The sequence below is a fragment of the Streptomyces sp. NTD107 genome (genome assembly GCF_059510435.1).
Genome location: NZ_JCAJZV010000006.1, coordinates 161,852 through 185,415 on the forward strand (window position 1 = coordinate 161,852; position 23,564 = coordinate 185,415).

The 23,564-nt window shown below is 73.6% G+C and carries 17 protein-coding genes and 1 pseudogene; 10 read left to right on the forward strand and 8 right to left on the reverse strand.

What is annotated here, in order from left to right:
- The first annotated feature begins 4 nt into the window (after positions 1 to 4).
- Positions 5 to 2,995 (forward strand): AfsR/SARP family transcriptional regulator, encoded by a 2,991-nt coding sequence (locus tag AC5WRL_RS14775; protein WP_496088961.1) that lies wholly within the window; start codon positions 5 to 7, stop codon positions 2,993 to 2,995.
- A gap of 96 nt (positions 2,996 to 3,091) precedes the next feature.
- The gene (gene clpX / locus AC5WRL_RS14780; protein ID WP_496088962.1) at positions 3,092 to 4,369 is read left to right on the forward strand and encodes an ATP-dependent Clp protease ATP-binding subunit ClpX; all 1,278 of its coding nucleotides are present in this window, start codon (positions 3,092 to 3,094) and stop codon (positions 4,367 to 4,369) included.
- Positions 4,370 to 4,377: 8 nt separating this feature from the next.
- Here clpX and AC5WRL_RS14785 read toward each other — a convergent pair whose 3' ends face one another.
- The 4 genes and pseudogenes from AC5WRL_RS14785 to AC5WRL_RS14800 all read right to left on the reverse strand — a co-directional run bounded on the left by AC5WRL_RS14785 (position 4,378) and on the right by AC5WRL_RS14800 (position 9,304).
- Complete coding sequence (locus tag AC5WRL_RS14785; protein WP_496088963.1) at positions 4,378 to 4,707, reverse strand: heavy metal-responsive transcriptional regulator; 330 nt, start codon at positions 4,705 to 4,707, stop codon at positions 4,378 to 4,380.
- A gap of 41 nt (positions 4,708 to 4,748) precedes the next feature.
- Positions 4,749 to 5,604 (reverse strand): annotated as a pseudogene (locus tag AC5WRL_RS14790) (ABC transporter ATP-binding protein); the annotation flags it as partial.
- Between the two features lie 40 nt (positions 5,605 to 5,644).
- Positions 5,645 to 7,030: a dihydrolipoyl dehydrogenase family protein gene (locus AC5WRL_RS14795; RefSeq protein ID WP_496088964.1), complete on the reverse strand. Its 1,386-nt coding sequence runs from the start codon at positions 7,028 to 7,030 to the stop codon at positions 5,645 to 5,647.
- Between the two features lie 9 nt (positions 7,031 to 7,039).
- On the reverse strand, positions 7,040 to 9,304 hold the full coding sequence (locus tag AC5WRL_RS14800; RefSeq protein ID WP_496088965.1) for an MMPL family transporter: 2,265 nt from the start codon (positions 9,302 to 9,304) through the stop codon (positions 7,040 to 7,042).
- A gap of 161 nt (positions 9,305 to 9,465) precedes the next feature.
- Here AC5WRL_RS14800 and AC5WRL_RS14805 point away from each other — a divergent pair, with 161 nt between their 5' ends.
- The 5 genes from AC5WRL_RS14805 (at position 9,466) to AC5WRL_RS14825 (ending at position 16,054) form a co-directional block, all read left to right on the forward strand.
- On the forward strand, positions 9,466 to 10,782 hold the full coding sequence (locus AC5WRL_RS14805; RefSeq protein ID WP_496089156.1) for an SLC13 family permease: 1,317 nt from the start codon (positions 9,466 to 9,468) through the stop codon (positions 10,780 to 10,782).
- Between the two features lie 10 nt (positions 10,783 to 10,792).
- Positions 10,793 to 11,242, forward strand: coding sequence for a universal stress protein (locus AC5WRL_RS14810; RefSeq protein WP_496088966.1), 450 nt, complete (start codon positions 10,793 to 10,795; stop codon positions 11,240 to 11,242).
- A 165-nt stretch (positions 11,243 to 11,407) separates the two neighbouring features.
- On the forward strand, positions 11,408 to 12,802 hold the full coding sequence (locus tag AC5WRL_RS14815) for a cation:dicarboxylate symporter family transporter (protein ID WP_496088967.1): 1,395 nt from the start codon (positions 11,408 to 11,410) through the stop codon (positions 12,800 to 12,802).
- A gap of 190 nt (positions 12,803 to 12,992) precedes the next feature.
- On the forward strand, positions 12,993 to 14,330 hold the full coding sequence (locus AC5WRL_RS14820) for an enolase C-terminal domain-like protein (protein WP_496088968.1): 1,338 nt from the start codon (positions 12,993 to 12,995) through the stop codon (positions 14,328 to 14,330).
- Positions 14,331 to 14,404: 74 nt separating this feature from the next.
- On the forward strand, positions 14,405 to 16,054 hold the full coding sequence (locus AC5WRL_RS14825; RefSeq protein WP_496088969.1) for a serine/threonine-protein kinase: 1,650 nt from the start codon (positions 14,405 to 14,407) through the stop codon (positions 16,052 to 16,054).
- A 5-nt stretch (positions 16,055 to 16,059) separates the two neighbouring features.
- On the opposite strand, the gene AC5WRL_RS14830 is transcribed toward AC5WRL_RS14825, so the two are convergent.
- Together AC5WRL_RS14830 and AC5WRL_RS14835 are read right to left on the reverse strand one after the other, a co-directional pair.
- The gene (locus tag AC5WRL_RS14830; RefSeq protein WP_496088970.1) at positions 16,060 to 16,365 is read right to left on the reverse strand and encodes a nucleoside triphosphate pyrophosphohydrolase family protein; all 306 of its coding nucleotides are present in this window, start codon (positions 16,363 to 16,365) and stop codon (positions 16,060 to 16,062) included.
- 45 nt (positions 16,366 to 16,410) lie between these two features.
- A complete protein-coding gene (locus AC5WRL_RS14835) occupies positions 16,411 to 17,187 on the reverse strand; it encodes an SDR family NAD(P)-dependent oxidoreductase (RefSeq protein ID WP_496088971.1) in 777 nt (258 codons plus the stop codon).
- 91 nt (positions 17,188 to 17,278) lie between these two features.
- Between AC5WRL_RS14835 and AC5WRL_RS14840 the strand changes: the two genes are divergently transcribed.
- Positions 17,279 to 17,872: a TetR/AcrR family transcriptional regulator gene (locus AC5WRL_RS14840; RefSeq protein ID WP_496089157.1), complete on the forward strand. Its 594-nt coding sequence runs from the start codon at positions 17,279 to 17,281 to the stop codon at positions 17,870 to 17,872.
- Here AC5WRL_RS14840 and AC5WRL_RS14845 read toward each other — a convergent pair.
- Both AC5WRL_RS14845 and AC5WRL_RS14850 read right to left on the reverse strand, forming a co-directional pair.
- Positions 17,842 to 18,858 carry a beta-ketoacyl-ACP synthase 3 gene (locus AC5WRL_RS14845; protein ID WP_496088972.1) on the reverse strand — a complete coding sequence of 339 codons (1,017 nt, stop codon included), beginning with the start codon at positions 18,856 to 18,858 and terminating at the stop codon, positions 17,842 to 17,844. The genes AC5WRL_RS14840 and AC5WRL_RS14845 overlap by 31 nt on opposite strands.
- A gap of 20 nt (positions 18,859 to 18,878) precedes the next feature.
- Positions 18,879 to 20,513 carry an AMP-binding protein gene (locus AC5WRL_RS14850; protein ID WP_496088973.1) on the reverse strand — a complete coding sequence of 545 codons (1,635 nt, stop codon included), beginning with the start codon at positions 20,511 to 20,513 and terminating at the stop codon, positions 18,879 to 18,881.
- Between the two features lie 457 nt (positions 20,514 to 20,970).
- On the opposite strand from AC5WRL_RS14850, the gene AC5WRL_RS14855 reads away from it, so the two are divergent.
- Both AC5WRL_RS14855 and AC5WRL_RS14860 read left to right on the forward strand, forming a co-directional pair.
- Complete coding sequence (locus tag AC5WRL_RS14855) at positions 20,971 to 22,797, forward strand: LuxR C-terminal-related transcriptional regulator (RefSeq protein WP_496088974.1); 1,827 nt, start codon at positions 20,971 to 20,973, stop codon at positions 22,795 to 22,797.
- Positions 22,701 to 23,504 carry a 4'-phosphopantetheinyl transferase family protein gene (locus AC5WRL_RS14860; protein ID WP_496088975.1) on the forward strand — a complete coding sequence of 268 codons (804 nt, stop codon included), beginning with the start codon at positions 22,701 to 22,703 and terminating at the stop codon, positions 23,502 to 23,504. The genes AC5WRL_RS14855 and AC5WRL_RS14860 overlap by 97 nt, the downstream gene beginning before the upstream one ends.
- Positions 23,505 to 23,564 lie beyond the last annotated feature (60 nt).

Sequence of the window (23,564 nt, forward strand, 5' to 3'; positions counted from 1 at the left end):
CGTCATGGCGAACCGTACGCCGGTGCCCGTGAAGGCCGGGCGCAGCTTCGGCGACATCGTGAAGGCGTTCTTCGCCTTCGTCGCCCTCGCCGCGCTGGTGGTCGGCGTGCCGTTCTCTTTGGCGACGCTGATCGGCTGGCCGCTGCCGCGCACCGTGCCGGGCCTGGACACCCTCCAGAACGAGATCAGCACCACCGCCTTCCTGAAGGTGCTGGCGCTGCTGGTGTGGGTGGCCTGGGCGCAGTTCACCGCCTGTGTGCTGGTGGAGGTCAAGGCGGCGCTGTCCGGGGTGGGGATTCCCGCCCGGGTGCCGGGGGCCGGGCCCAGCCAGCTGCTGGCACGGCAGCTGGTGGGGATGCTGCTGCTGATCACCGCCTCGGCGGCGTCGTTCGTGCCGGGGCTGAGCGGCATCGGCGGGGCCTTCGACGGCGGCAACTCCTCGCAGGTGGTGGCGGAGGCCCAGCAGATCCCGGGCGGCGGGGGCGGCGGGGTGGAGCACGCGTACCGGCTCGACGGGAGTGGCGGCCACGATGTCGAGCCGGCCATGGCGCTGCCCAACGAGGCGGCGGGCGAGGAGGATTCGGCCGAGGCGCCGACCAAGTACTACCGCATCCAGCCGCCGGAGGGCCGGCATCACGACACCCTGTGGGAGATCTCCGAGCGGCATCTGGACGACGGGCTGCGCTACAAGGAGATCTACCAGCTGAACAAGGACCGGGTGCAGCCGGACGGTTCGAAGCTCACCGAGGCGTCGCTGATCCGCCCGGGGTGGATTCTGGAGATGCCGGCCGACGCCCACGGCGGCGATCTCGTCGAGATGCCCACCCACGTCGAGGAGCTGTCGCGGGACGAGGTCGAGGAGTACCGGGACTATCAGCGCACCGGGGACACCGAGTGGCCGTCCGCCGACCCGGCCCGCGACCCCGACCCGGCCCCCGATGCCGCGCCCGGCGGCGGCCCGGATCAGGCCGGCATCGGCCTGCCCGAGCTGGGGCTGGCGCCCGAGGAGACCGGGGGCGGGCCCTCGCTGCCGGCCTTTGACACCACCCCGCTCCAGGACGACGCGGCGGCCGAAGCACCCGCCGAGGACGGCGGGTTCGGGCTGCCCGAGGCGCTGCTCGGCGCCCCGCTGCTGGCCGCCGGGCTGCTGATGGCCCTGGGCCGTACCCGTCGCAACGCCCTGTGGGCGTCGGCCGCCGGCACGCTGACCGGCCGGGGCGTCGGCGACGATCTGGCGCCGGGATCGGCCGCCGCGCACAACGTACGGGACGCCCTGCTGGTGGGTGCCGCGCCCGACGCGGTGGCCTTCTTGGACCACGCGCTGCGCGCCCTGTCCGCGGCGCTCGACGCCGAGGGCAAGACGCTGCCGCCGGTGTACGCGGCCTGGCTCACCGACCACGAGCTCCATCTCCAGCTGGCCGCCCCGGCCGGCCGCCCGCCCGCGCCGTGGCGGCCGGGCCAGTCCGCCACGTACTGGACGGTGCGGCGCGACCTGCTCCAGGTCACCGGAGAGCCGCCGGCGGCGGAGGCCCCGTACCCGGGTCTGGTGTCGCTGGGGGTACGCGATGACATGCGGCTGCTGCTCAATCTGGAGGCGGTGCCGGGCATTGTCTCGGTGACCGGGGCCCGCGCCGACCGGGAGGCGGTGCTGGCGTCGATCGCGGCCGAGCTGGCGACCAGCGGCTGGGCGGACCGGATGACGGTCACCCTGGTGGGCTTCGGCGGCGAGCTGACCGCGCTGGCCCCGACCCGGGCGCGTTATCTGGACGATGTGGCCGGGCTGCTCGAAGTCATGGAGACCGAGACCAACTTGCGGCGCGGCGCGCTGCGGCACACCGGGCAGGAGTCGATTCTCACCGGCCGGACCGGGCCGGCCAGGCAGCAGCAGTGGGCGCCGCATCTGGTGCTGATCGGCGCGGTGCCGACCCCCGAGCAGGCGGACCGGCTCGCCGGACTCGCCTCGGTCTCCGCTCAGTTGGGCATCGGCTACCTGGTGACCTCGGACCGGCCCGATCTGCCGGGCATCGCCTGGGAGTTCGAGATCTCGCCGAGTGGCGTGCTGACCGAGCCGGAGATGGGTCTGGAACTGTCCGCCCAGCTGCTGCCCGCCGGGCAGCGCGCCGCGGTGGTGGAGCTGTTCGCGGAGCTGACCCGGGAGGGGCAGGGCCCGGGAGACGGGCCGGCGTTCACGGTGGATCTGAGCCAGCGCGGCAAGCCCGATGTGTACGCGCAGGTGATGGGCGGCTACGAGCTGACCGGCCTGCCGGAGCCGGACCCGGAGCGCGGCGGGCAACTGCGGGAGGCGCTGGCGCTGTTGCTGCTGCACCGGGAGGGCGTGCACCCCCGGGTGCTGGCGTCCGCGCTGTGGCCGCGCGGGGTGCCGGACGACGTACGGGACGCCCTGATCGGGCGGCTGCGGGAGTGGCTGGGTACGGACGCGGCGGGCACCCCCCGGCTGCTGACCGCTGAGGACGGGCGGCTGTCGCTGGCGGCGGGCATCGTGTCGGACTGGGATGTGCTGCGCACCCTGCACCATCAGGCGGTGTCGGTCGGCGGCGGGGTCGCGGCGGAGCGGAGGCGGCAGTTGACGGACGCGCTGAGCCTGGCGCGCGGGCCGTTGTTGCAGGGCCTGCGGGAGGGCGGCCGGTTCGGCTGGCTGGAGCATGAGATCGTGGAAGCGCAATACCCGCTGCTGGTCTCGGAGATCGCGCTGAAGCTGGCGGCCGAGCAGTTGGCGGGCGGGAGCAGTGAGCAGGCGTACGTGGCGATCCGTTCCGCGCTCGCCGCCTCGCCGACCGATGAGCGGCTGTGGAACGAGCTGCTGCGGTCGGCGAAGGCGACCGGGAAGCCGGACTGGCTGCGCGGCGCGGCCGACTGGCTGGTCGCGCATCACGCGCATCTGTACGGTCCGGCCCAGGCGTTGCCGGCGCAGACGGAGGCGCTGCTGGACGAGCTGCTGCCGGGGTGGCGGAGCACGGTGGCGGCGGCCGGGTAACGGGACGGCCCGCCCCGGGGTCCTCACCTGCGATCAGGTGGCAAGATCATCTGATGACATGTCGTGAAGGGCTCCGAGGAGGGCTGACACTTGGTCATGGCGCGCGACGATGACGCCGACCACTCGCTCAAGTGTTCGTTCTGCGGCAAGACCCAGGAGCAGGTACGCCGGCTGATCGCCGGCCCCGGCGGGGTCTACATCTGCGTCGAGTGCGTCGGGGTGTGCAACGACCTGATCGAGGAGGAACTCGGCCGGCCCGACGAGAGCGAGCCCACCGAACCACCCAGACCCCGCGAGATCCACCGCTACCTGGACCAGTACGTGATCGGCCAGGAGGACGCCAAACGCGCCCTCGCGGTGGCCGTGTACAACCACTACAAGCGGGTGCGCGGCACCGCCGAGGACGCCGCAGGGGGCGGCTCCGGCGGCGAACCCCCCGTCGAACTCGCCAAGTCCAACATCCTGCTGCTCGGCCCGACCGGCTGCGGCAAGACCTACCTCGCGCAGACCCTGGCCCGCTCCCTCAACGTCCCCTTCGCCATCGCCGACGCCACCGCCCTCACCGAGGCCGGCTACGTCGGCGAGGACGTCGAGAACATCCTGCTCAAGCTGCTCCAGGCCGCCGACTTCGACGTGGCGCGCGCCGAGACCGGCATCATCTACATCGACGAGATCGACAAGATCTCCCGCAAGAGCGAGAACCCCTCCCTCACCCGCGACGTCTCCGGCGAGGGCGTGCAACAGGCGCTGCTGAAGATCATGGAGGGCACGGTCGCCGCCATCCCGCCGCAGGGCGGGCGCAAGCACCCGCAGCAGGAGCTGATCGAACTCGACACCTCCCAGGTGCTGTTCATCGCCGCCGGGGCCTTCGCCGGCCTGGAGACCATCGTCAGCGACCGGCTCGGCGGGCGCGGCATCGGCTTCGGCGGCGAACTGCGCGCCGCCGCCGCCCCGCCACCCGGCGACCCCTTCGCCGGGGTCCAGCCCGCCGACCTCGTACGGTACGGGCTGATCCCGGAGTTCATCGGCCGGCTGCCGGTCATCACCCGGGTCACCGCGCTGGACCGGGCGGCCCTGCTGCGCACTCTCACCGAGCCCCGCAACGCGCTGGTGAAGCAGTACCAGCGGCTCTTCGAACTCGACGGCGTACGCCTGGAGTTCGACCGGCCCGCACTGGACGCCATCATCGATCGGGCGATCAGCAGGGGCACCGGCGCCCGGGCCCTGCGCGGCGTCATGGAACGGGTGCTCCAGCCCCTCATGTACGAGATCCCCGGCCGCGGCGACATCAGCCATGTGGTGGTCGACGAGCGCACCGTCGTCGAGAACGCCGACCGGGGCCGCTTCCCCCGCCAGCGGCGGGCCGGGGATTAGGCCGGGGATCAGCCGTGCAGGGCGCGCAGCGCGTCCCGGGTGTGGGTCAGCGCCTCGATCCGGGACTCTATGCGGTGCAGATGCGTGGAGATCAGCCGGGCCGTCTCCGGCGGCGGGTGGCTGCTTTCGGACAACCGCAGCAACTCGCCGATCTCGGCGAGGGAGAGACCGGCGGACTGGGCGGTGCGGATGAACACCAGCCGGTCGGCGCTCTCCGGCGGATAGTCCCGGTAGCCGGAAGGAGTGCGCGGGGGTTCGGGCAGCAGCCCGGCCTGTTCGTAGAACCGCACCGTCTTGGTGGTCACCCCCGCCACATGTGCGAGCGTCCCAATGCGCATGCCTCGTAGCTTAGGTGAGCGTTGCCTGACCACGGACGTTTTCACGAGGTCGCGGCCAGAAACTGAGTGGCCGCCAGCTCCGCGTACAGGGCGTTGTCCGCGACGAGTTCGGCGTGCGTGCCCACCGCCTGCACCCGCCCCGCGTCCATCACCACGATGCGGTCGGCGGAGGTCACCGTCGACAGCCGGTGCGCCACCACCAGCACCGTCGTCCCGCGCGCCGCGTCCGCCACCGTGTCGCGCAGCGCCGCCTCGTTCACCGCGTCCAGCTGCGAGGTGGCCTCGTCCAGCAGCAGCAGCCGGGGGCGGCGCAGCAGCGCGCGGGCGATCGCGATCCTCCCCCAGCCTTCGGCCGGGAGGTGCCCCCGGCCGCTCGCCGCCGGACAGCTTGGTGCCGCGGTGCCCCACCAGCGTGTCCAGGCCGTCCGGCAGCCGCTCCACCAGGGCCGCCAGCCGCGTGGTGCGCAGCACCTCCGCCAGCGCCGCCTCGTCCGCGTCCGGGGCGCCGAGCAGCAGGTTCTCGCGCAGCGAGCCGGACAGGACGGGCGCGTCCTGCTCGACATAGCCGATGGCGGCGCGCAGTTCGCCCAGCTCCCAGTCGGCCAGCGGCCGGCCGTCGAGGGTGATGTGGCCGCCGGTCGGGTCGTAGAACCGCTCGATGAGCGAGAAGACGGTGGTCTTGCCCGCGCCGGACGGGCCGACGAAGGCCGTCATGCCGCGCGGCGGGATCGCGAAGCTCACCCCGTGGTGGACTTCCGGGAGTTCCTCGGTGTAACGGAAGCGGACCTGGTGGAAGGAGACGGCGGCCGGTGCGGCGGCGGGCGGCCGGGCGCCGGCCGACGGGGGTTCGGCCGGGAGCCCGCGTACCTCCTGGATCCGGGTGATGGCGGCGGCGCCTACCAGGACGTGTACGGGCCGCCCCGGGTTGATCAGCGCGTTACGAGAGGTCCGCGAGCGCCGTCTCCACCGCGCGGTGGAAGGTGGGGTAGGAGTAGATCATCTGGCGCAGCCGCTCCAGCGGCACCTCGCCCTGGATGGCCACGGCCAGCCCGTACAGCACCTCGCCGCCGGCCGGCCCGGCGGAGGTGGCGCCGACCAGCACCTGGCGGCGGGCGTCGGCCACCAGCTTGATGAAGCCGTCGTTGCCCGCCTTGTGGATCCAGCCCCGGGTGCTGGCCGGGATGTCGGCGGTCCCGGTGCGTACGTCGATGCCCGCCTCGCGGGCCGCCGCCTCGGTGAGGCCCACCGAGCCGATCTCCGGGTCGGTGAAGGTGACATGGGGCAGCGCCCGGTAGTCGGTCGCCGGTGTCTGCTCGCCGAGGATGGTACGGGCGGCCAACTGCGCCTGGTACATGGAGACATGGGTGAACTGGCCGACCCCGGTCACATCGCCGATCGCCCACAGCGCGGGCGCGGCCAGCAGCTTGTCGTCCACCGGGAGCGCACGTGCTTTCGGGTCCAGCTCGATGCCGGCGTGCTCCAGGCCCAGCGACGCCAGGTCGGGGGCGCGGCCGGTGGCGACCAGGAGGCGTTCGGCGGTCAGCTCCTCGCCGTCCTCCAGGAAGAGGGTGAAGCCGGTGGCGTCGTCGTAGCCGACCCGGGCGGCCCGGGAGCGGACGTGCACGATCAGGCCCTCGCGGGTGAGCACGTCGGTGATCAGCCGCGACGCCTCGGGCTCCTCGCGGGCCAGCAGCCGCTCGCCGCCCTCCACGATGGTCACGGCGGTGCCGAAGCGGGCGTACACCTGGGCGAGTTCGAGCCCGACCGGGCCGCCGCCGAGCACCAGCAGTGAGCGCGGCGCGGCCTCGGCGGAGATGGCCTCGCGGTTGGTCCAGTACGGGGACCCGGCCAGCCCGGGCAGCCGCGGGACGCGGGGGCGGCTGCCGGTGGCGATGACGATGCCGACCCGCGCCCCGTACTCGGTCTCCGGGCCGTCGTCGGAGGGCTTGACCGCCACCCGGCCGGGCCCGGACAGCCGCCCCCGGCCGCGTACCAGGCGCCCCCCGGCATCGGTGAAGCGGTCGGCGGCGACGGTGTCGTCCCAGTTGTCGGTGGCCTCGGTACGGATGCGGGTGGCGACGGTGGTGAAGTCGGGCCGGGCCTCGCTGTCGCCCGCCATGCTGGGCACCCGCCCGGTCTCGGCGAGCAGCCCGGCGGCGCGGACCATCATCTTGCTCGGCACACAGGCCCAGTACGGGCATTCGCCGCCGACCAGTTCGGCCTCCACGCCCACCACGTCGAGCCCGGCGGCGGCGAGCCGGCCCGCCACGTACTCGCCGCCGGGGCCCATGCCCAGCACAATCACATCGGTCTCTTCGGCCACGCCGTCAGATTAGATCAACCGGGACATCTCCGCCCGGTGTACGGCATCGCCCGCCGCCGGCCCGTCCCCGGCCGGTTCGCCGTCGTGCAGCCCGAACCGGTCGTGGAAGCGGCGCAGCGGCGCGGGCAGCCACCAGATGGCCCGTCCGCCCAGCCGCATGGCGGCCGGCAGCAGCGCGCCCCGGATGAGGGTGGCGTCCATCAGGACGGCCAGCGGCAGCCCGATGCCCATCGCCTTCATGAAGCTGATGTCGGAGACCAGGAAGGCCAGGAAGACGATGGACAGCACGGTGGCGGCGGCGGTGACGATGCGGCCGATCCGCTCCAGGCCGAGCGCGACGGCGGCGGTCGGGTCCCCGGAACGCTCGTACTCCTCCCGGATCCGGGAGAGCAGGAACACCTGGTAGTCCATGCCCAGGCCGAAGGCGACCGCGAACAGCAGCACGGGGACGGTGCCGTTGATGGAGCCGGTGGCGGTGAAGCCCAGCAGCCCGGCGAGATGGCCGTCCTGGAAGCCCCACACCAGGGCGCCGAAGGTGGCGGTCAGGCCCAGCGCGCTCAGCAGCATGGCGACGAACGGCAGCAGTACGGAGCCGGTGAGCAGGAACAGCAGCACCACCATGGCGACGCCCAGGGTGAGCGCGGCGATCGGCAGCCGGTCGGTGATGGCGTCGATGCCGTCCAGCGCGACGGCGGCCGGGCCGCCGACCAGGGCGGGGGAGGGCGGCTGCGCGGCGGCGCCGGAGCGGATGTCGCGCACCAGCTGCTCGGCGCGGCCCTGGTCGCCGGGGGCGGGCACCACGGTGAGGGTGGTGCCGGCCGATCTGTCGGTGGCGGTCAGCGCGGCGTGCGGCGGGCCGGGTTCGGCCACCTGGGTGCCGTGCGCGTACGAGCCGGTGGCGGCGTCCACCCGGGCGGCGTCGGGGTGGGCGGACAGGGCGGCGGCGTAGGCGGCGAGTCCGGCCTCGGGGGCGCCGTCGGGGAGCACCACCCGTACGGCCATGCTCTCGCCGCTGTCGAACTCGGCGCGCATGACCTCGGCGACCTGCCGGCCGGCGGAGGAGGGGGGCAGGGCGCGTTCGTCCAGGGAGCCCATGTTGAGGGAGAGGAAGGGCAGCCCGAGCAGCAGCAGGAAGAGGGTGCCGAGGGTGGCGAAGGGGATGGGGCGGCGCATCACGAGGGAGGCGAGCCGGTGCCAGAAGCCGTTTTCCGCGCTCGCGTCGCCGGCGCCGGCCCGGCGGCGCAGCACCCGGCCGGCCTCGAAGCGCGGGCCGAGCACGGCGAGCAGCGCGGGCAGCACGGTGAGGGTGGCGAGGGCGGTGAGGACGGCGACGGCGATGCCGGAGTAGGCGATGGAGCGCAGCGCCAGCAGCGGGAACCAGGCGAGCCCGGCGAGGGTGACGGCGACGGTGACGGCCGAGAAGAGCACGGTGCGCCCGGCGGAGCCCATCATCACCCGGATGGCGGTCGCGCTGTCCCGGCCGGCCCGCAGCTCCTCGCGGTAGCGGTTGACCATGAGCAGGCTGTAGTCGACGGCGAGTCCGAGCCCGAGCAGGGTGACGACGTTGACGGCCAGGATGGAAACCTCGGTGACCTGGGCCATGACCCACAGCAGGCCCATCGACACCAGGATGGTGATCAGCCCGGTGGCCAGCGGCAGGGAGGCGGCGACGAGGCTGCCGAAGACCAGCACCAGGACGACGAGCATGATCGGGAAGGCGATGGCCTCACCCTTCATCACATCGCGTTCGCTGTTCTCGCTGACCTCGTTGGTGACCATGGCGGGGCCGCCGACGGCGACCGACAGGCCGTCGTGCTCGCCCTGGTAGTCGGGCAGCAGTTCGGCCAGCCGGTGCCCGGCCTCGGTCTCGTCGCCGGCCAGGGTGGCCAGGACGAGGGCGCGCTCACCGTCGCCGGAGCGCAGCTGCGGGGCGCCGCCGGCGCCGCCCGCCGTCCAGTACGAGATGACGCCGTCGATGCCGTCCTCCGCCGCCAGCCGCTCGGCGAGGGCGGTGCCGGCCGCCTGCGCGGCGGGTTCGTCCACGCCGCCGGGAGCGTGCACCAGCAGCACCAGATTGGGGTCGTGCTGCCCGAAGCGTTCGGCGAGTATCCGGGTGACCTGCCCGGATTCCGCGCCGGGGTTGGTGAAGCCACCCCCCTTCACCTCGTCGAAGAGCGTGGCGCTGCTGGCCCCGCCGATCAGCGCCAGCAGTACGGCCACCCACAGCACGGCCCGGCGGTGCCCCAGCACCAGCGCGGAAAGCCTCGCGAACATCGTTGCGTCCCCTTTTCCGGAAGCCTTGGTCTTGCCAGGGGAGAGGGGCGCGGCGCCGTGAATGTGACATGGTGCGGGCGGCCGTCGACGAGACGTGGATCACACCGGGTGCGAAGCTGGTGCCGTGATCGGGCTGATCCGGGTGAGCGGGGAGGGGCGCGCTGAGTACGTTGGTCGCCGAGTCGCTGTCGGTGGTGCTGCTGCTGGGGGTGCTGGCGTTCGCGGTGTGGCGTCCGCGCGGGCTGCCGGAGGCGGTCGCGGCGGTGCCGGCGGCCGGGGCGGCGCTGGCGTTCGGCCTGGTGACGGTGGACGGGGCGGGGCGGCAGGTACGCGAACTGCTGCCGGTGGTCGGCTTTCTGGCGGCGGTGCTGGTGCTGGCGCGGCTGTGCGACGAGGAGGGGCTGTTCGCGGCGGCCGGGCGGCTGGTGGCGCGCTGGTGCGGGGGCCGGCCGCGACGGCTGCTGGCGGGGGTGTTCGCGGTGGCGGCGGGGGTGACGGCGGTGCTGAGCCTGGACGCCACGGTGGTGCTGCTGACACCGGTGGTGTTCGCGACGGCGGCGCGGGTGGGGGCGGCGGCCCGGCCGCATGTGTACGCGTGCACGCATCTGGCGAACTCGGCGTCGCTGCTGCTGCCGGTGTCCAATCTGACGAATCTGCTGGCGTTCGCGGCGAGCGGGCTGACGTTCACCCGGTTCGCGGGGCTGATGGCGCTGCCGTGGCTGGCGGCGATCGCGGTGGAGTACGCGGTGTTCCGGCGCTGGTTCGCGGCCGATCTGGCGGGGGAGGGGGCCGCGTACCGGGACCCGTCCCCCTCCCGGCCCCCGGACCCGGACCCGGACCCGGACCCGGACGCGGCCCCGGACACCGCTGCCCCCCGCCCAGTGTTCGCGCTGACCGTCCTGGGCCTGACCCTGGCCGGCTTCGCGGTCACCTCACTGGCCGGCCTGGACCCGGCCTGGGCGGCCCTGGCCGGGGCGCTGACCCTGGCGGTACGCGGCCTGGCGGCGCGCCGTACGACGGTGCCCGTACTGATCCGCGCGGCCAACCTCCCCTTCCTGCTCTTCGTCCTGGCGCTGGGCGTGGTGGTGAAGGCGGTGGTGGACCACGGGCTGGGGGACGCGGTGGACCGGCTGCTGCCGGCCGGCTCCTCACTCGCCGGGCTGCTGGCGATCGCGGCGCTGGCCGCCGTACTCGCCAACCTCATCAACAACCTGCCGGCCATCCTGGTCATCCTGCCCGCGCTGGCGGCGCAGGGCGGCGCGGGCCCGGTGCTGGCCGCGCTGATCGGGGTCAATCTGGGCCCCAACCTGACGTATGTCGGCTCGCTGGCCACCCTGCTGTGGCGGCGGGTCCTGCACGCCCACGACACCGACCCGGGCCTGGGGCACTTCACCCGGCTCGGGCTGCTGACGGTGCCCGCCTCCCTGGTGGCGGCGACGGTGGCGCTGTGGGCCGGGCTGCGGCTGACCGGAGGGTGAGGCGAGGGGCATGACGGTGGTGATCTGGGTCGGCGAGAGCACCTGGCCGTCCTGCGTGGACGCGGCCCGGGAGCGCGGCGGCGCGCGGGAGCCGGTGACGCTGCTCCATGTCACGGACGAGGGGATCGCGGCGGCGGCGCACGGCGCGTTCACCGGGCTGCTGGGGCGCGGCCACGGCTCCGGCGAGGATCCGGCGCGCGCCCTGGAGCGGGCGGCGGCCGACGCCGCGGCCGGCCTGCTGGAGCGGGCCGCCGCCCGGCTCGGCCGCCCCGCGCGGCGGGTGGCGCGCACCGGCCGGGTGGAGCACGAGGTGCTGGCGGCGCTGGCCGGGCGCGGCCCGGGGGATGTGCTGATCTGTGCCCGGGACGGCGACCGTTCCCGGCCCGGCCCGCACACCCTGTCGCCGCCCACCCGGTTCGTGGTGGATCACGCGCCGTGCCCCGTACTCCTGGTGTGGTGAGGGCGGTGCCGATGTCGGGCGTGTGACGGCCCGATGACAGTCATACGAAAATCCTTGCGAACGAAATGAACGTAAGCGAGACCCAGGTCACCCCGTGGTGGATATTGCGTCAAGTGCAATCCGGCCCCCAAGCCGTCATGACTCCACAAGGACGAGGAGACCACCGTGGCCACCACCAGCCCGCCCGAGGCGCCGAGCGGCGCCCCGCGCAAGAGGCGTGACCGTACGCACTGGCTTTACATCGCCGTCATCATCGCGGTGGCCGCGGGCATCACCATCGGGCTGCTGGCGCCGGGCGTGGGCGTGGAGCTGAAGCCCCTGGGCCAGGGGTTCATCGCACTGATCAAGATGATGATCTCGCCGATCATCTTCTGCACCATCGTGCTCGGCATCGGCTCGGTCCGGAAGGCCGCCAAGGTCGGCGCGGTCGGCGGCCTCGCGCTCGGCTACTTCATGGTCATGTCGACCTTCGCGCTCGCCATCGGCCTGCTGGTGGGCAACTTCCTGGAGCCCGGCCACGGCCTCAACCTCGCCGACGTCGACACCAACGCCGGTGCCGCAGCCGCCGAGAAGGCCGGCGAGTCCACCACCGACTTCCTGCTGGGCATCATCCCGCACACCCTGGTCTCCGCCTTCACCGAGGGTGAGGTCCTCCAGACCCTGCTGGTCGCGCTGCTGGTCGGCTTCGCGCTCCAGGCGATGGGCAAGGCCGGCGAGCCCGTGCTGCGCGGCATCGGCTCCATCCAGAAGGTCGTCTTCCGGGTGCTGGGCATGGTCATGTGGACCGCCCCGATCGGCGCGTTCGGCGCGATCGCGGGCGTCGTCGGCGAGACGGGCGTGGACGCGCTCAAGTCGCTGGCCGTCATCATGATCGGCTTCTACGTCACCTGTGTGCTGTTCATCCTCGTGGTCCTGGGCGGCCTGCTGAAGCTGACCACCGGCGTGAACATCTTCTCGCTGCTGAAGTACCTGGGCCGCGAGTTCCTGCTGATCGTCTCCACCTCCTCCTCCGAGACCGCGCTGCCGCGCCTGATCGCCAAGATGGAGCACGCGGGCGTCAGCAAGCCGGTCGTCGGCATCACCGTCCCGACCGGCTACTCCTTCAACCTGGACGGCACCGCCATCTACCTCACGATGGCCTCGCTGTTCATCGCCGAGGCGATGGGCTCCCCGCTGGGCCTGGGCGAGCAGCTCTCCCTGCTGGTCTTCATGATCATCGCCTCCAAGGGCGCGGCCGGCGTCTCCGGCTCCGGCATCGCGATCCTGGCCTCCGGGCTCTCCTCGCACCGCCCCGAACTCCTGGACGGCGTCGGCCTGATCATCGGCATCGACCGCTTCATGAGCGAGGCCCGCGCGCTGACCAACTTCGCGGGCAACGCGGTCGCCACGGTGATCATCGGCACCTGGACCAAGGAGGTCGACAAGACCCGGATGCGGGAAGTCCTGGCCGGCCAGCACCCGTTCGACGAGGCCACCCTGGTGGACGACGGCCACGGCGCCCCGCCGCCCCCGCCGGAGCCGGAGGCTCCCAGCCTGGACAAGACCCCCGCCAAGGTCTGACCCCCACCCCCACCCCCACGCATCTCACCCCCCACCCCCACACCCACGGCCGCGCTCCTCCACCCGAGGAGCGCGGCCGTGGCGTTCCGGGCCGGGCGATCGCCCGTATTGACCGCCGGGGGCGGCGAGCCTAATCTCCATCCTCATATGTAGACGGTGTCTCTGTACGAGGACAGGTTCGAGCAGCCCTATGCCGACCCGACAGCCGGTCATCACCGCGTACGCCGTTCACCCGGTCGCCGGCCGGGACTCCATGGTGCTGAACCTCTCCGGCGCGCACGCCCCGTACTTCACCCGCAACGTCGTCGTCCTGGAGGACTCCGAAGGCCGTACCGGGGTCGGCGAGGTGCCCGGCGGGGAGCGGATCGCCCAGACCCTGCGGGACGCCGGACCCCTGGTGCTCGGCGCCCGGGTCGGCGACTACCAGCGGGTACTCGCCGAGATCGGCACCCGGTTCGGCGACCGCGACGCGGGCGGGCGCGGCCTCCAGACCTTCGATCTGCGCACCACCGTGCACGCGGTGACCGCCGTGGAGTGCGCGCTGCTCGATCTCCTCGGCCAGCACCTGGAGGTCCCGGTGGCGGCGCTGCTGGGCGAGGGGCAACAGCGGGACGCCGTACGGGTGCTGGGCTATCTCTTCTACGTCGGCGACCCGGACCGCGGCGGCCCCGGCTACCACCGCGAACCGGCGGCGGAGGCGGCGTGGCACCGGATCCGCCACGAGGAGGCCCTTACCCCGGAGGCCATCGTCCGGCAGGCGGAGGCCACCCATGAGCGGTACGGCTTCCGTGACTTCAAGCTCAAGGGCGGCGTTCTGCCGGGCGAGCAGGAGGTGGCGGCGGTCCGGCGGCTCAAGGAACGCTTCCCCGAGGCCCGGATCACCCTCGACCCCAACGGCGCCTGGTCACTGCGCGAAGCGATCGGGCTGTGCCGGCCGCTGCTGGACACCCTCGCGTACGCCGAGGACCCGTGCGGCGCGGAGGACGGCTACTCGGGCCGCGAGGTCCTCGCCGAGTTCCGCCGCGCCACCGGGCTGCCCACCGCCACCAACATGATCGCCACCGACTGGCGGCAACTCACCCACGCGCTGGCCCTCCAGTCGGTGTCGATCCCGCTGGCCGACCCGCACTTCTGGACCATGCGCGGCTCCGTACGGGTGGCGCAGCTGTGCAACGCCCTGGGCCTGACCTGGGGTTGCCACTCCAACAACCACTTCGACATCTCGCTGGCGATGATGACGCACTGCGGTGCGGCGGCTCCCGGCGCGTACAACGCCCTGGACACGCACTGGATCTGGCAGGAGGGCCTGGAACGGCTCACCGTGACCCCGCCGCGCATCGTGGACGGCGAGATCGCCGTTCCGTACGACGCCCCCGGTCTGGGCATCACCGTGGACCGCGACCGGCTGGCGGCGGCCGGCGAGCTGTACCGGGAGCGGGCGATGGGCGCCCGCGACGACGCGCGGGCGATGCGCACCCTGGTGCCGGGCTGGACGTTCGACCCGAAGCGGCCGGCGCTGGTGCGCTGACGGGGAGCGATCCTGTCGCAGAACTGAGTCACTTGGCGCACATACGGTGACAACACCCTGAGTAGGGTGTGGCCGTGCCAAATCCACTGACGGCTGACGATCCGTCCTTCATCGCCGGTTACCGGCTCATCCAGCGGCTCGGCGAGGGCGGCATGGGCCGGGTGTATCTCTCGCAGACCCCCGGCGGCCGGCCGATCGCCGTCAAGGTGGTGCGGCCCGAGCTGGCCGCCGACCCCGAGTTCCGCCGGCGCTTCCAGCAGGAGGTGCGGGCGGCGGAGCGGGTGCAGGGGCTGTACACGGCGCCGGTCATCGACAGCGACACCGAGGGCGCGCAGCCGTGGCTCGCCACCGCGTTCGTGGCCGGGCCCTCGCTGCACGAGGCGGTGCGGAGCCACGGCCCGCTGCCGGTGTGGGCGGCGGTACGAGCACTGGCCGGCATCGCGGAGGCGTTGCAGGCGATCCACGGGGCCGGCGTCGTGCACCGGGATCTCAAGCCGTCGAACGTGCTGCTGAGCCAGGACGGCCCGAAGGTCATCGACTTCGGGATCGCGCGGGCCACCGACGCCACGTCGCTGACCCGCAGCGGGGTGACGGCGGGGACTCCGGCGTTCATGGCGCCGGAGCAGGCGATGGGGGAGTCGATCACGCCGGCCGTGGATGTGTTCGCGCTCGGGCAGATCGCGGTGTTCGCGACGTCCGGGGCGCCGCCGTTCGGGGAGGGGTCCTCCCCGGCGGTGCTGTACCGGATCGTGCACGAGGAGCCGGACATCTCGGGCGTTCCGGAGGCGCTGCGGGAGCTGGTGTCCCGCTGTCTGGCCAAGGACCCGGCCCAGCGCCCGTCGCCGGCCGAGATCATCGAGCTGTGCCGTCCGCTGTCGGGCGATGCCCCGGCCCCGGGCGGCAGTTGGCTGCCGCCGGCGCTGGCCACGGACATCGTGCACCGCGCGGCGACCGTCACCTCCCTGCCGACACCCCCGCCCCCGGCACCCCCGGCACCCCCGGCACCCCCGGCACCCTTGCTTGCGCCGCCCACCCCGCCGCCGGCGCCGAAGCGGCGGGGCCGCACGGTGCTGCTGGCGGCGCTCGGCGTGGTCGTGGCGCTGGCGGCGGTCGGCGTCGGCGTCAAGCTGCTGACCGGGGATTCCGAACCCTCCGACCAGGCGCAGGGCCAGGAGCAGGCGCAGGAGCAGGGCGACAGCACCGGTGGCGCGGAACAGCAGGAGGACCCGGCGGCACCCGAGAGCCCTGAGCCCCCCGTGGAGCCCACCGACGACACCGGTGACGAGGCGACCGACCCGGAGCCGCCGGCCGACCCGGAACCGGTGACCTTCGAGGGCGTCAGCATCCCCGACAGCCACTTCGTCCGGTTCTACGACGACCCGCCGAAACCGGAGCGGGCGAGGTCCGCGGTCACGATGGAGGGCGACTTCGGCTTCACCGACGACCTCGGCAACGGCGTTGAGCTGGCCACCGATCGGTCGAACAACACCATGGTTCTGCTGGAGGCGGGAGAGACCGGGTCGCTCGACACCTGTCGCACGGTGACCCGTTACACGTTGCGGATGCCCACCGATCTGGCCCCGCCCGGCGCGGAGATCTGCGTCACCACGGCCAGGGGTGACATCGCTTTGGTCACCATCCAGGGCTACTCGCCCACCGATTCACCCAGCGTGTACGTGACCGTGGACCTGACCATCTGGCGCGGCGGGGCCAAGCTCCCCTGATCGGGTCAGCCCTCGCTGACCCTGACGAGGGTCCCGTTGGGCCCCGGGGCGTAGGTACGGCGCGCGTTCTTCTCGATCTTGCGGGCCACTTCGTGGTCGAGGCTGACCCCCTGCATCTCGGCGAGCGCGACGAGGTAGAGGAAGACGTCGGCGAGCTCCTCGCCGCTGTCCGGCAGCCCCTTGAGCCAGGCCGTGAACGCTTCCCCGACCTCGGCGGTGAGCAGACCGAACTCCATGGGAATGTCGGTGGTGTTGAAGCCCTTGGCGAGCTTGTTCTGCCAGGCCCGCTGCTGGGCGTCGGCGATGTCCACGGTGGCCCTCTCGACTGCGGTGGGTGCGCTGTGCCGTGAAAAAGCCTAGGGGGCGAGGACCTTGCGGGTGACGCGTTCGGAGATCCAGGCGGTGAGGGTGCGGGGGCGGCGCGGGGTGAGGTGGCCGGCCATCGCGTTGGGGAGGCCGGGGGCGAGCCAGGCGCGGTCGCGGCGCAGGGCGCGCAGACCGGCGGTCACCACGGGGGCGGCGTCCATCATGCTGCCGCGCAGGGCGGCGCGTTCGCCGACCTTGTCGAAGAACTCGGTACGGGTGGGCCCGGGGCACAGTGCGAGCACCTTGATGCCGCGCTTGCGGTACTCGGCGCGCAGCGCGAGGGAGAAGTTGAGGACGTAGGACTTGCCGGCCGTGTAGGTGGCGAAGTAGGCGGCGGGCTGGAAGGCGGCGGTGGAGGCGACGTTGAGGACCGCGCCGTGGCCGCGGTCCAGCATGCCGGGGATCAGGGCGCGGGTGAGCGCGGTCAGCGCGACGACGTTGACGAGCAGCTGGTCGCGGTCGTGGCCGTCGGGGATCTCCTCGAAGCGGCCCATGCTGCCGAAGCCGGCGTTGTTGACGAGGAGGTCGACCTCCAGGCCGAGTTCGCCGGCCCGCTTGGCGATCCGGCCGGGGGCGGCCGGGTCGGTGAGGTCTTCGACGATGACCTCGGCCCGTATGCCGTGCTCGGTACGCAGTCGCTCGGCGAGCGCGTCGAGCCGGTCGGCGGAGCGGGCGACGAGGATGACATCGTGGCGGTCGGCGGCGAGTTGGCGGGCGAACTCCGCGCCGAGGCCGGCGGAGGCGCCGGTGATGAGGGCGGTGGGCATGTCCGGACTCCTAAGTGCATCATCAGTGTCTTGACTAACCCTTTAAATGGTACATGCATGTCGCAGTTTTGTCCCGGGGTACCGTACTGCCCTGAACCCGGAAAAAGAAGGAGAACTGGTGCGCGCCGACGCGGAACGCAGTGTGCGGGCGATTCTGGAGGCCGCCGAGCGGCTGCTCTCCCGCGACCCCGCCGCCTCACTGGAACAGATCGCCGAAGCGGCCGGGGTGGCCCGTACCACCGTGCACCGGCGGTTCGCCAGCCGCCAGGCGCTGCTGGACGCCCTCGCCGTCACCGGCGCCGAGCAACTGTCCGCCGCCATCGAGGCCGCCCGCCCCGAGACCGTACCCCCGCTGGTGGCGCTCCACCGGATCACCGCCAACGTCCTGCGGGTCAAGGTCGGTTGGGCCTACGCCCTGCACCAGCCGCCGGCCGACGGCTCCCCGGCCGCCCGCGCCCACGAGGACATCATGAGCCGCTGCCGCGAACTCCTGGCCCGCGCCCGCGACGCCGGCCTGCTCGCCCCGGACGCCGACCTGGAGTGGACCCGCCGCGTCTACTACGCCCTGATCGGCGAAACCCTGCACGGCCCCGACCACGACCGGGACACCGACACCCTGGCCACCCGCATCGTGGAGACCCTGCTGCGCGGCGCTCAGGGCAGCGTGACCACCGTGGCCGCGTAGGAGAGCCCGGCGCCGAAGCCCACCAGCAGAGCCAGATCGCCGCTGCCGACGTCCTCCGTCGACAGGACCGCCTCCATGGCAAGGGGGATGGAGGCCCCGGAGGTGTTGCCGGTGGTGATGATGTCCCGGGCGATCACCGTGCGCTCGGGGAGCGCCAGTCGCTTCGCCAGGCCGTCGATGATGCGGACGTTCGCCTGGTGCGGGATGAACGCGTCCACGTCCTCGGCCGTCAGGCCGGCCGCCGTCAGCGCCGCGCCCGCCGCCTTCGACACCTCGTACACCGCCCAGCGGAAGACCTCCGGGCCCTTCTGGGTCAGCGCCGGCCAGCGCAGCCCCGGGTCGGTGCGCAGCGCGTCCCACGGCGCGGTCTGGGTGACCGCGTCCCACTGGCCGCCGTCCGCGCCCCACACCACCGGGCCGATCGCCGGGACCTCGGACGGGCTGACCACCACCGCGCCCGCGCCGTCGCCGAAGATCATCGCGGTGGAACGGTCCTCCAGATCCAGCAGATCCGTCATCCGCTCCGCCCCGACCACCAGCACATGGCCGCCCCGGGCGCGTACCGTGTCGGCCGCCAGCGACAGCGCGTGGACGAACCCCGCGCACCCCGCCGACAGGTCGAACGCCGCCGCCCGGTGCGCGCCCAGCCGGTGCGCGATCGCGGTGGCGGCGGCCGGGGTCTGCCACAGGTGGGTGAAGGTGGCCACGATCACGCAGTCCAGCTCGTCCGCCGTGATCCCCGCCGCCGCCAGCGCCTTGCCGGCGGCGGCCGTGCCCATCTCGGGGAGGGTCTCCTGCGGCCCGGCCCAGCGGCGGGTGACGATGCCGGTGCGCTCGCGGATCCACTGGTCGGAGGAGTCGATGCGTTCGCACACCTCCGCGTTGCCGACCACCCGGTGCGGGCGGTAGCCGCCCACGCCGGAGATCCGGGCGTGCGGCGCGCCGCCGCCCGCGTGCGGACCGGTGGGAACGATCCGAGGCTTCATGCTGGTGGCCTTTCTCATCCTCAGTCGGCGAATGTTACCCGGGCCAGTGGATCGAACCGGCCACCGGTGAGCAGCGTCCGGCAGCGGAACCGCTGGATCTTGCCGCTGGGCGTCCTGGGCAGCGCGCCGCGCGGCAGGAACAGGCACTCGGCCAGCGCCACCCCGGACTTCTCCAGCGCCACGGTGGCGGCGTGGTCGGCGATCGGCGCGAAGTCCCGGGGCCGGCCCTGGGGTTCGAGGAGGAGTACGAGCCGGGGCAGTCCCGACGCGCCGGCGTCGACCACCGCCACGCAGCCCTTGCGGACCTGGGAGTGCCCCTCGATCGCCGACTCGATCTCGGCGGCGTAGACGTTCCGGCCGCCGACCGACAGCATGTCGTCCTCCCGGCCCACCACATACAGCTCGCCCTCGTGGTGGAAGCCGAGGTCGCCGGTCCGCAGCCGGCCGCCGGGGAAGCGGGCGGCGGTACGGTCCGGGTCGGCGTAGTAGCCGCTCGCCAGGGCGGGGGAGCCGACCGTTATCCCGCCCGTCGTGCCCGGCGTGCCCGCCGTGAGGCTGACGCCGGGCAGCGCCACGCCGTTGGAGACCAGCCGGGTGGCGCGGGGATGGTCCTCGGCGACCTCGCGCACCGTGCCCTCGCCCAGCGCCGCGCCGTCGAACACCCGGGCGGTGGGCTCCTGTCGCCAGGGCTTGCCGGCCACCGCCAGGGTGGCCTCGGCCATGCCGTACGCGGGCTGGAACGCGGTGGGTGACAGGCCGTAGGGGCCGAACGTCTCGCGGGCGGCCAGCAGATTGCCCCAGTCGACCCGCTCGGCGCCGATCACCGCCGTACGCAGCCGGTCCAGGCCGCCGCCGGGCAGCGTGCCCCGGCCCTGGGCGCGGGCGGCCAGATGGACGGCGGTGCTGGTGCCGGCGGTCAGGGTGGCCCCGTACGCGGTCAGATCGCGGAACCAGCTGCGCGGGGCCATCCCGAACCGCTCCGGGGTGGACAGCACGAAGTCGAAGTCGTGGGCCCAGCAGTAGAGCAGGCAGCCGAACATGCCCATGTCGTGGGAGAGCGGCAGCCAGGAGACGCCGGTGTCCCGCCCCGGCCGACCGCCGGTGAGGTGCAGCAGCAGGTCCAGCTGCGCCTCGATGGCGCGGGTGGTCAGCGCCGAGCCCTTGGGGGTGGAGGTGGAGCCGGAGGAGTACTGGATGAAGGCGAGATCGTCCGGCCCGGGCGGGCTGGGGTCCACGCGGCGCCCGGTGTCGGGCAGTTGCCAGGTGCGGGTGGGCAGCGCCCGGGTGAGGGCGGGCGGGATGAGGGACAGGATCCACTCGTCGGCCAGGAAGAGCACGGGGTCCAGGCGTTCGGTCAGCGCGGTGAGCAACTGCCCGTACTCCTGCGGGCTCTGGCCCCGGGTGGGCAGCGGCAGCGAGGCGGGGGTGCCGCCGGCCAGCCAGATGGCGAGCAGGCCGCGCACGGTGGCCGGGCTGTTGGTGGCGATGGTGGCGACCCGGGTGCCGGGGCGGACGCCGGCGGCGCGCAGGGTGGCGGCCGTCGCGTGGGCGCGGGTGGCGACCTCGCGCCATGAGGTGTGCTCGAAGTCCTGGCCCGCCCAGGCGTGCAGGGTGCCGCGCGCCGAGCCATCGGTGAGCGCGTTCCACAAGCGCATCGAAATGTCCCCCTTGTTTCTTTCCGATCGGACGGTGCCGCCATTGGCCAGGTCCTTATCGAGGTGCTTCGGGATTGCCCCGTGGAATGCGGCCGGGGCTGTTATGGGATTTGGGTGCGGCGGCGGGCGCCCGGGGCCGACAGTACAACCGGAGCGGCGCACGGGGAAGATCCGTAGTGGGGTTATGTGTAGCCGGAATCAATGTGTCGAAAGTACTGGCGAAGGGGGCACTTGTCGGGCAGGATGAGCCTGCCCGGCCCCAGGTGAACGGCTGTACGCGATGCCGTACCCGGGGCATACGGCTGCACGGTCCGGCAAGTTCATTCGTCAACCGGTTTGATTCCGTCGAAATCCGCGACTGGGGCACGGCGGGATGAAATCGAAAGTGCATCACGGGGAAATATGTGCGCAGACACGCTGGTGAACGGGGGCGAACCGCATGCTCCTTCGCTATGAAGTGAGTCAGACGAACCGCAATCACCGCGAACGTACCGCCGCCGACAACACCGCCGACAACACCGACGACAAGCAACCGTCCGTCTGGGCCTTCCCGGCACCGCCGCTCATCGGCCGGGACCAGGAACTCACCTGCGTCACCGAACTGCTCGCCCCGACCGGGCCACGGCTGCTGACCCTCAGCGGCCCGGCCGGCGTCGGCAAGAGCGCCCTCGCCCGCGCGGCCGTCGCCGCGCAGGCCGCCGAAGGCCGGTGCGCCGCCGTGGCGCTCGACCTCGCCGAGGTACGCGACCCGGCCACGGTCGACGCCACCCTGCGGGCGCTGACCACCCAGGGCCCCCGGCCCGAAGGCGGCCGGCAGCTCGTGTTCCTCGACAACTGCGACCCGGTCATCGACGCCGTCGCCGAAGGCGTGCTGCGGCTGCTGGCCGCCGCCCCCTGGACGGCCGTGGTGTGCGCGAGCCGCACCCCGCTCGACGTCTACGCCGAACGCATCATGCCGGTCGGCCCGTTGCGGCTCGGCGCGGACGGCGACGCGGTGCGGCTGTTCACCGAGCGGGTGAGCCCGTACTACCGGCACGGCATCACCGGCGCCCCCGAACGCGCCGCGATCGCCCGCATCTGCGAGGTGCTGGACGGCCTCCCGCTGGCCATCGAGATCGCCGCCGAAGCGGTCGGCCCGCTCAGCCCCGCCGAACTCGAAGCCCGGCTGCGGCGCGGCGAATACCCCGCCCGCGCCCGGCTGCGCGATCTTCCCGAGCGCCACCGGTCGGCCGGACACGCCCTCACCTGGGGCGAGTCCGCCCAGCGCGAGGAGGACATCGCCCTGCTCAAACGGCTGTCGGTGTGCGAATCGCTCATCGACATCGGCACCGCGCGGCAGTTGAGCGGCATCGGCAGTGACGAGATCGCCGGCGGGCTGCGCCGGCTGGTCCACCAGGGCCTGCTCACCAGCGTCGACAACGGCCTGGGCGGCTACTCCTTCGCCATGACCCACATGGCGCGCAGCCACTACCGGCGGGAACTGGAACGCGACCCCGCCGCCCTGGCCATGGCCCGCTCCCAACACGCCGAGGTGTTCCTGGACTTCGCCGGGGGCCTGGGCGGCGGCGCCATCGGCGTCGGCGGCTGGGCATCCGATGGGCGCGACGCCGGCCGGGCCGCCGCCATCGCCCGCCGGATGCCCGATCTGCGGGCCGCCGTACGCCACCTGCGGCAGGCCGGCCGGTACGCCGATGTGCTGCGGCTGCTCCTGGTCATGGCGGGCCCCGACGGCCCCGGCGGCATCGAGTGCACCGCACAACTGGAGGAGAGCGCCGAACGGGCCGCCGCCGACTGCGGCCCGGAGGGGCGCGGCCCGGCCGCCGCGGCGCTCCTCACCCTGGCCCGGCTGGCCTCCCGAAGCGGCGACCCGGAGCGCGCCGCCGCCGCACTGCGCCGCGCCATCACCCTCAGCGGGCGCAACCCGCACCACCCCATCCCCGACCGGGCCGAGGAACTGCTGGCGGCACTCGAAGGCGGCGAACAGCCCGCGCCCGTACCCGCGACCTCGCCGGTACCCGCGACCTCGCCGGCACCCGCGACCGCGTCCGCGTCCGTACCCCTGCCGGAAGCGCCGCCGCCCCCGCGGCACCCCGCCGGCGGGCTCACTCCACGCCAGCACGAGGTGGCGCAACTCGTCGCCCAGGGCCTTACCAACCGCCAGATCAGCCGGGAGCTGGAGATCTCCGAATGGACCGTCGTCAACCATCTGCGCCAGGTGATGCGCAAGCTCGGCTGCCCCTCCCGCGTTCACGTGGCCCGCATCCTGGGCCAGCGCGCCGGCTGACCGCACCCGGCGGGCGGTGCGTCGCGCTGTGGCTCGGCCACGCCCCCGCGGCGCCGCGCCCCGCCGAGGACGGCGCACTGCTGGACGCCACGGAGCTGGCCCGCGCCCACCACCTCAGCGAACCGGCCGCCCGCGCCCACTACATCGCCGCCCGGGCCGGCATCCGCCGCACCCTGGGGGCCACGCTCGGCGTCTCCCCGGCGGACCTCACCTGGGGCCGGGCGCCGTGCCCCGGCTGCGGCAGCCGCAGGCACGGGCCGCCCGTACTGCTGGGACAGCGGCACCCGTTGTGGCTGAGCGTGTCCCGCTCCGGCCCGTGGTGGCTGCTGGCGCTGTCGTACGCGGGGCCGGTCGGCGTCGACCTGGAGGAGGCGCGGGCCGGCGTCGGCCCGGCGGCGCTGCGCCGCTGCTTCAGCCCGGCCGAGCGGGAGCGGATCGCCGCGCTGCCCGCCGCGTGGCGGCAGCGCGAGGCGCTGCGCGGCTGGGTACGGAAGGAGGCCGTCACCAAGGGCTGGGGCACCGGGCTGGGTACGGGCGGCGGCGGGCTCGGCGCGGTCGAGGTGCTGGCCGGCGCCTGGCCGCCGGGCCACCGCTCTGCGGTGGTCCGCCGCCCCGGCCGCCCGGACTGGCCGGTCGCCGAACTCCCGCTCGGCCGCCGTCTGGTGGGTGCCCTGGCCGGCCCGGTACGGCAACCGGCCGGCCCGTAGCCGGCAGCGATCCGGGGCCCGGCGCGGGTGCAGCCGCACCGGGCCCCGGGCCATCACGCG

Excerpts from the sequence above, each read along its gene's own strand:
- AC5WRL_RS14775 (WP_496088961.1), top strand. The coding sequence starts at position 5 with ATGGCGAACCGTACGCCGGTGCCCGTGAAGGCCGGGCGCAGCTTCGGC.
- clpX (WP_496088962.1), top strand. The coding sequence starts at position 3,092 with ATGGCGCGCGACGATGACGCCGACCACTCGCTCAAGTGTTCGTTCTGC.
- AC5WRL_RS14785 (WP_496088963.1), bottom strand. The coding sequence starts at position 4,707 with ATGCGCATTGGGACGCTCGCACATGTGGCGGGGGTGACCACCAAGACG.
- AC5WRL_RS14800 (WP_496088965.1), bottom strand. The coding sequence starts at position 9,304 with ATGTTCGCGAGGCTTTCCGCGCTGGTGCTGGGGCACCGCCGGGCCGTG.
- AC5WRL_RS14810 (WP_496088966.1), top strand. The coding sequence starts at position 10,793 with ATGACGGTGGTGATCTGGGTCGGCGAGAGCACCTGGCCGTCCTGCGTG.
- AC5WRL_RS14820 (WP_496088968.1), top strand. The coding sequence starts at position 12,993 with ATGCCGACCCGACAGCCGGTCATCACCGCGTACGCCGTTCACCCGGTC.
- AC5WRL_RS14835 (WP_496088971.1), bottom strand. The coding sequence starts at position 17,187 with ATGCCCACCGCCCTCATCACCGGCGCCTCCGCCGGCCTCGGCGCGGAG.
- AC5WRL_RS14845 (WP_496088972.1), bottom strand. The coding sequence starts at position 18,858 with ATGAAGCCTCGGATCGTTCCCACCGGTCCGCACGCGGGCGGCGGCGCG.
- AC5WRL_RS14850 (WP_496088973.1), bottom strand. The coding sequence starts at position 20,513 with ATGCGCTTGTGGAACGCGCTCACCGATGGCTCGGCGCGCGGCACCCTG.
- AC5WRL_RS14860 (WP_496088975.1), top strand. The coding sequence starts at position 22,701 with ATGGACCGTCGTCAACCATCTGCGCCAGGTGATGCGCAAGCTCGGCTG.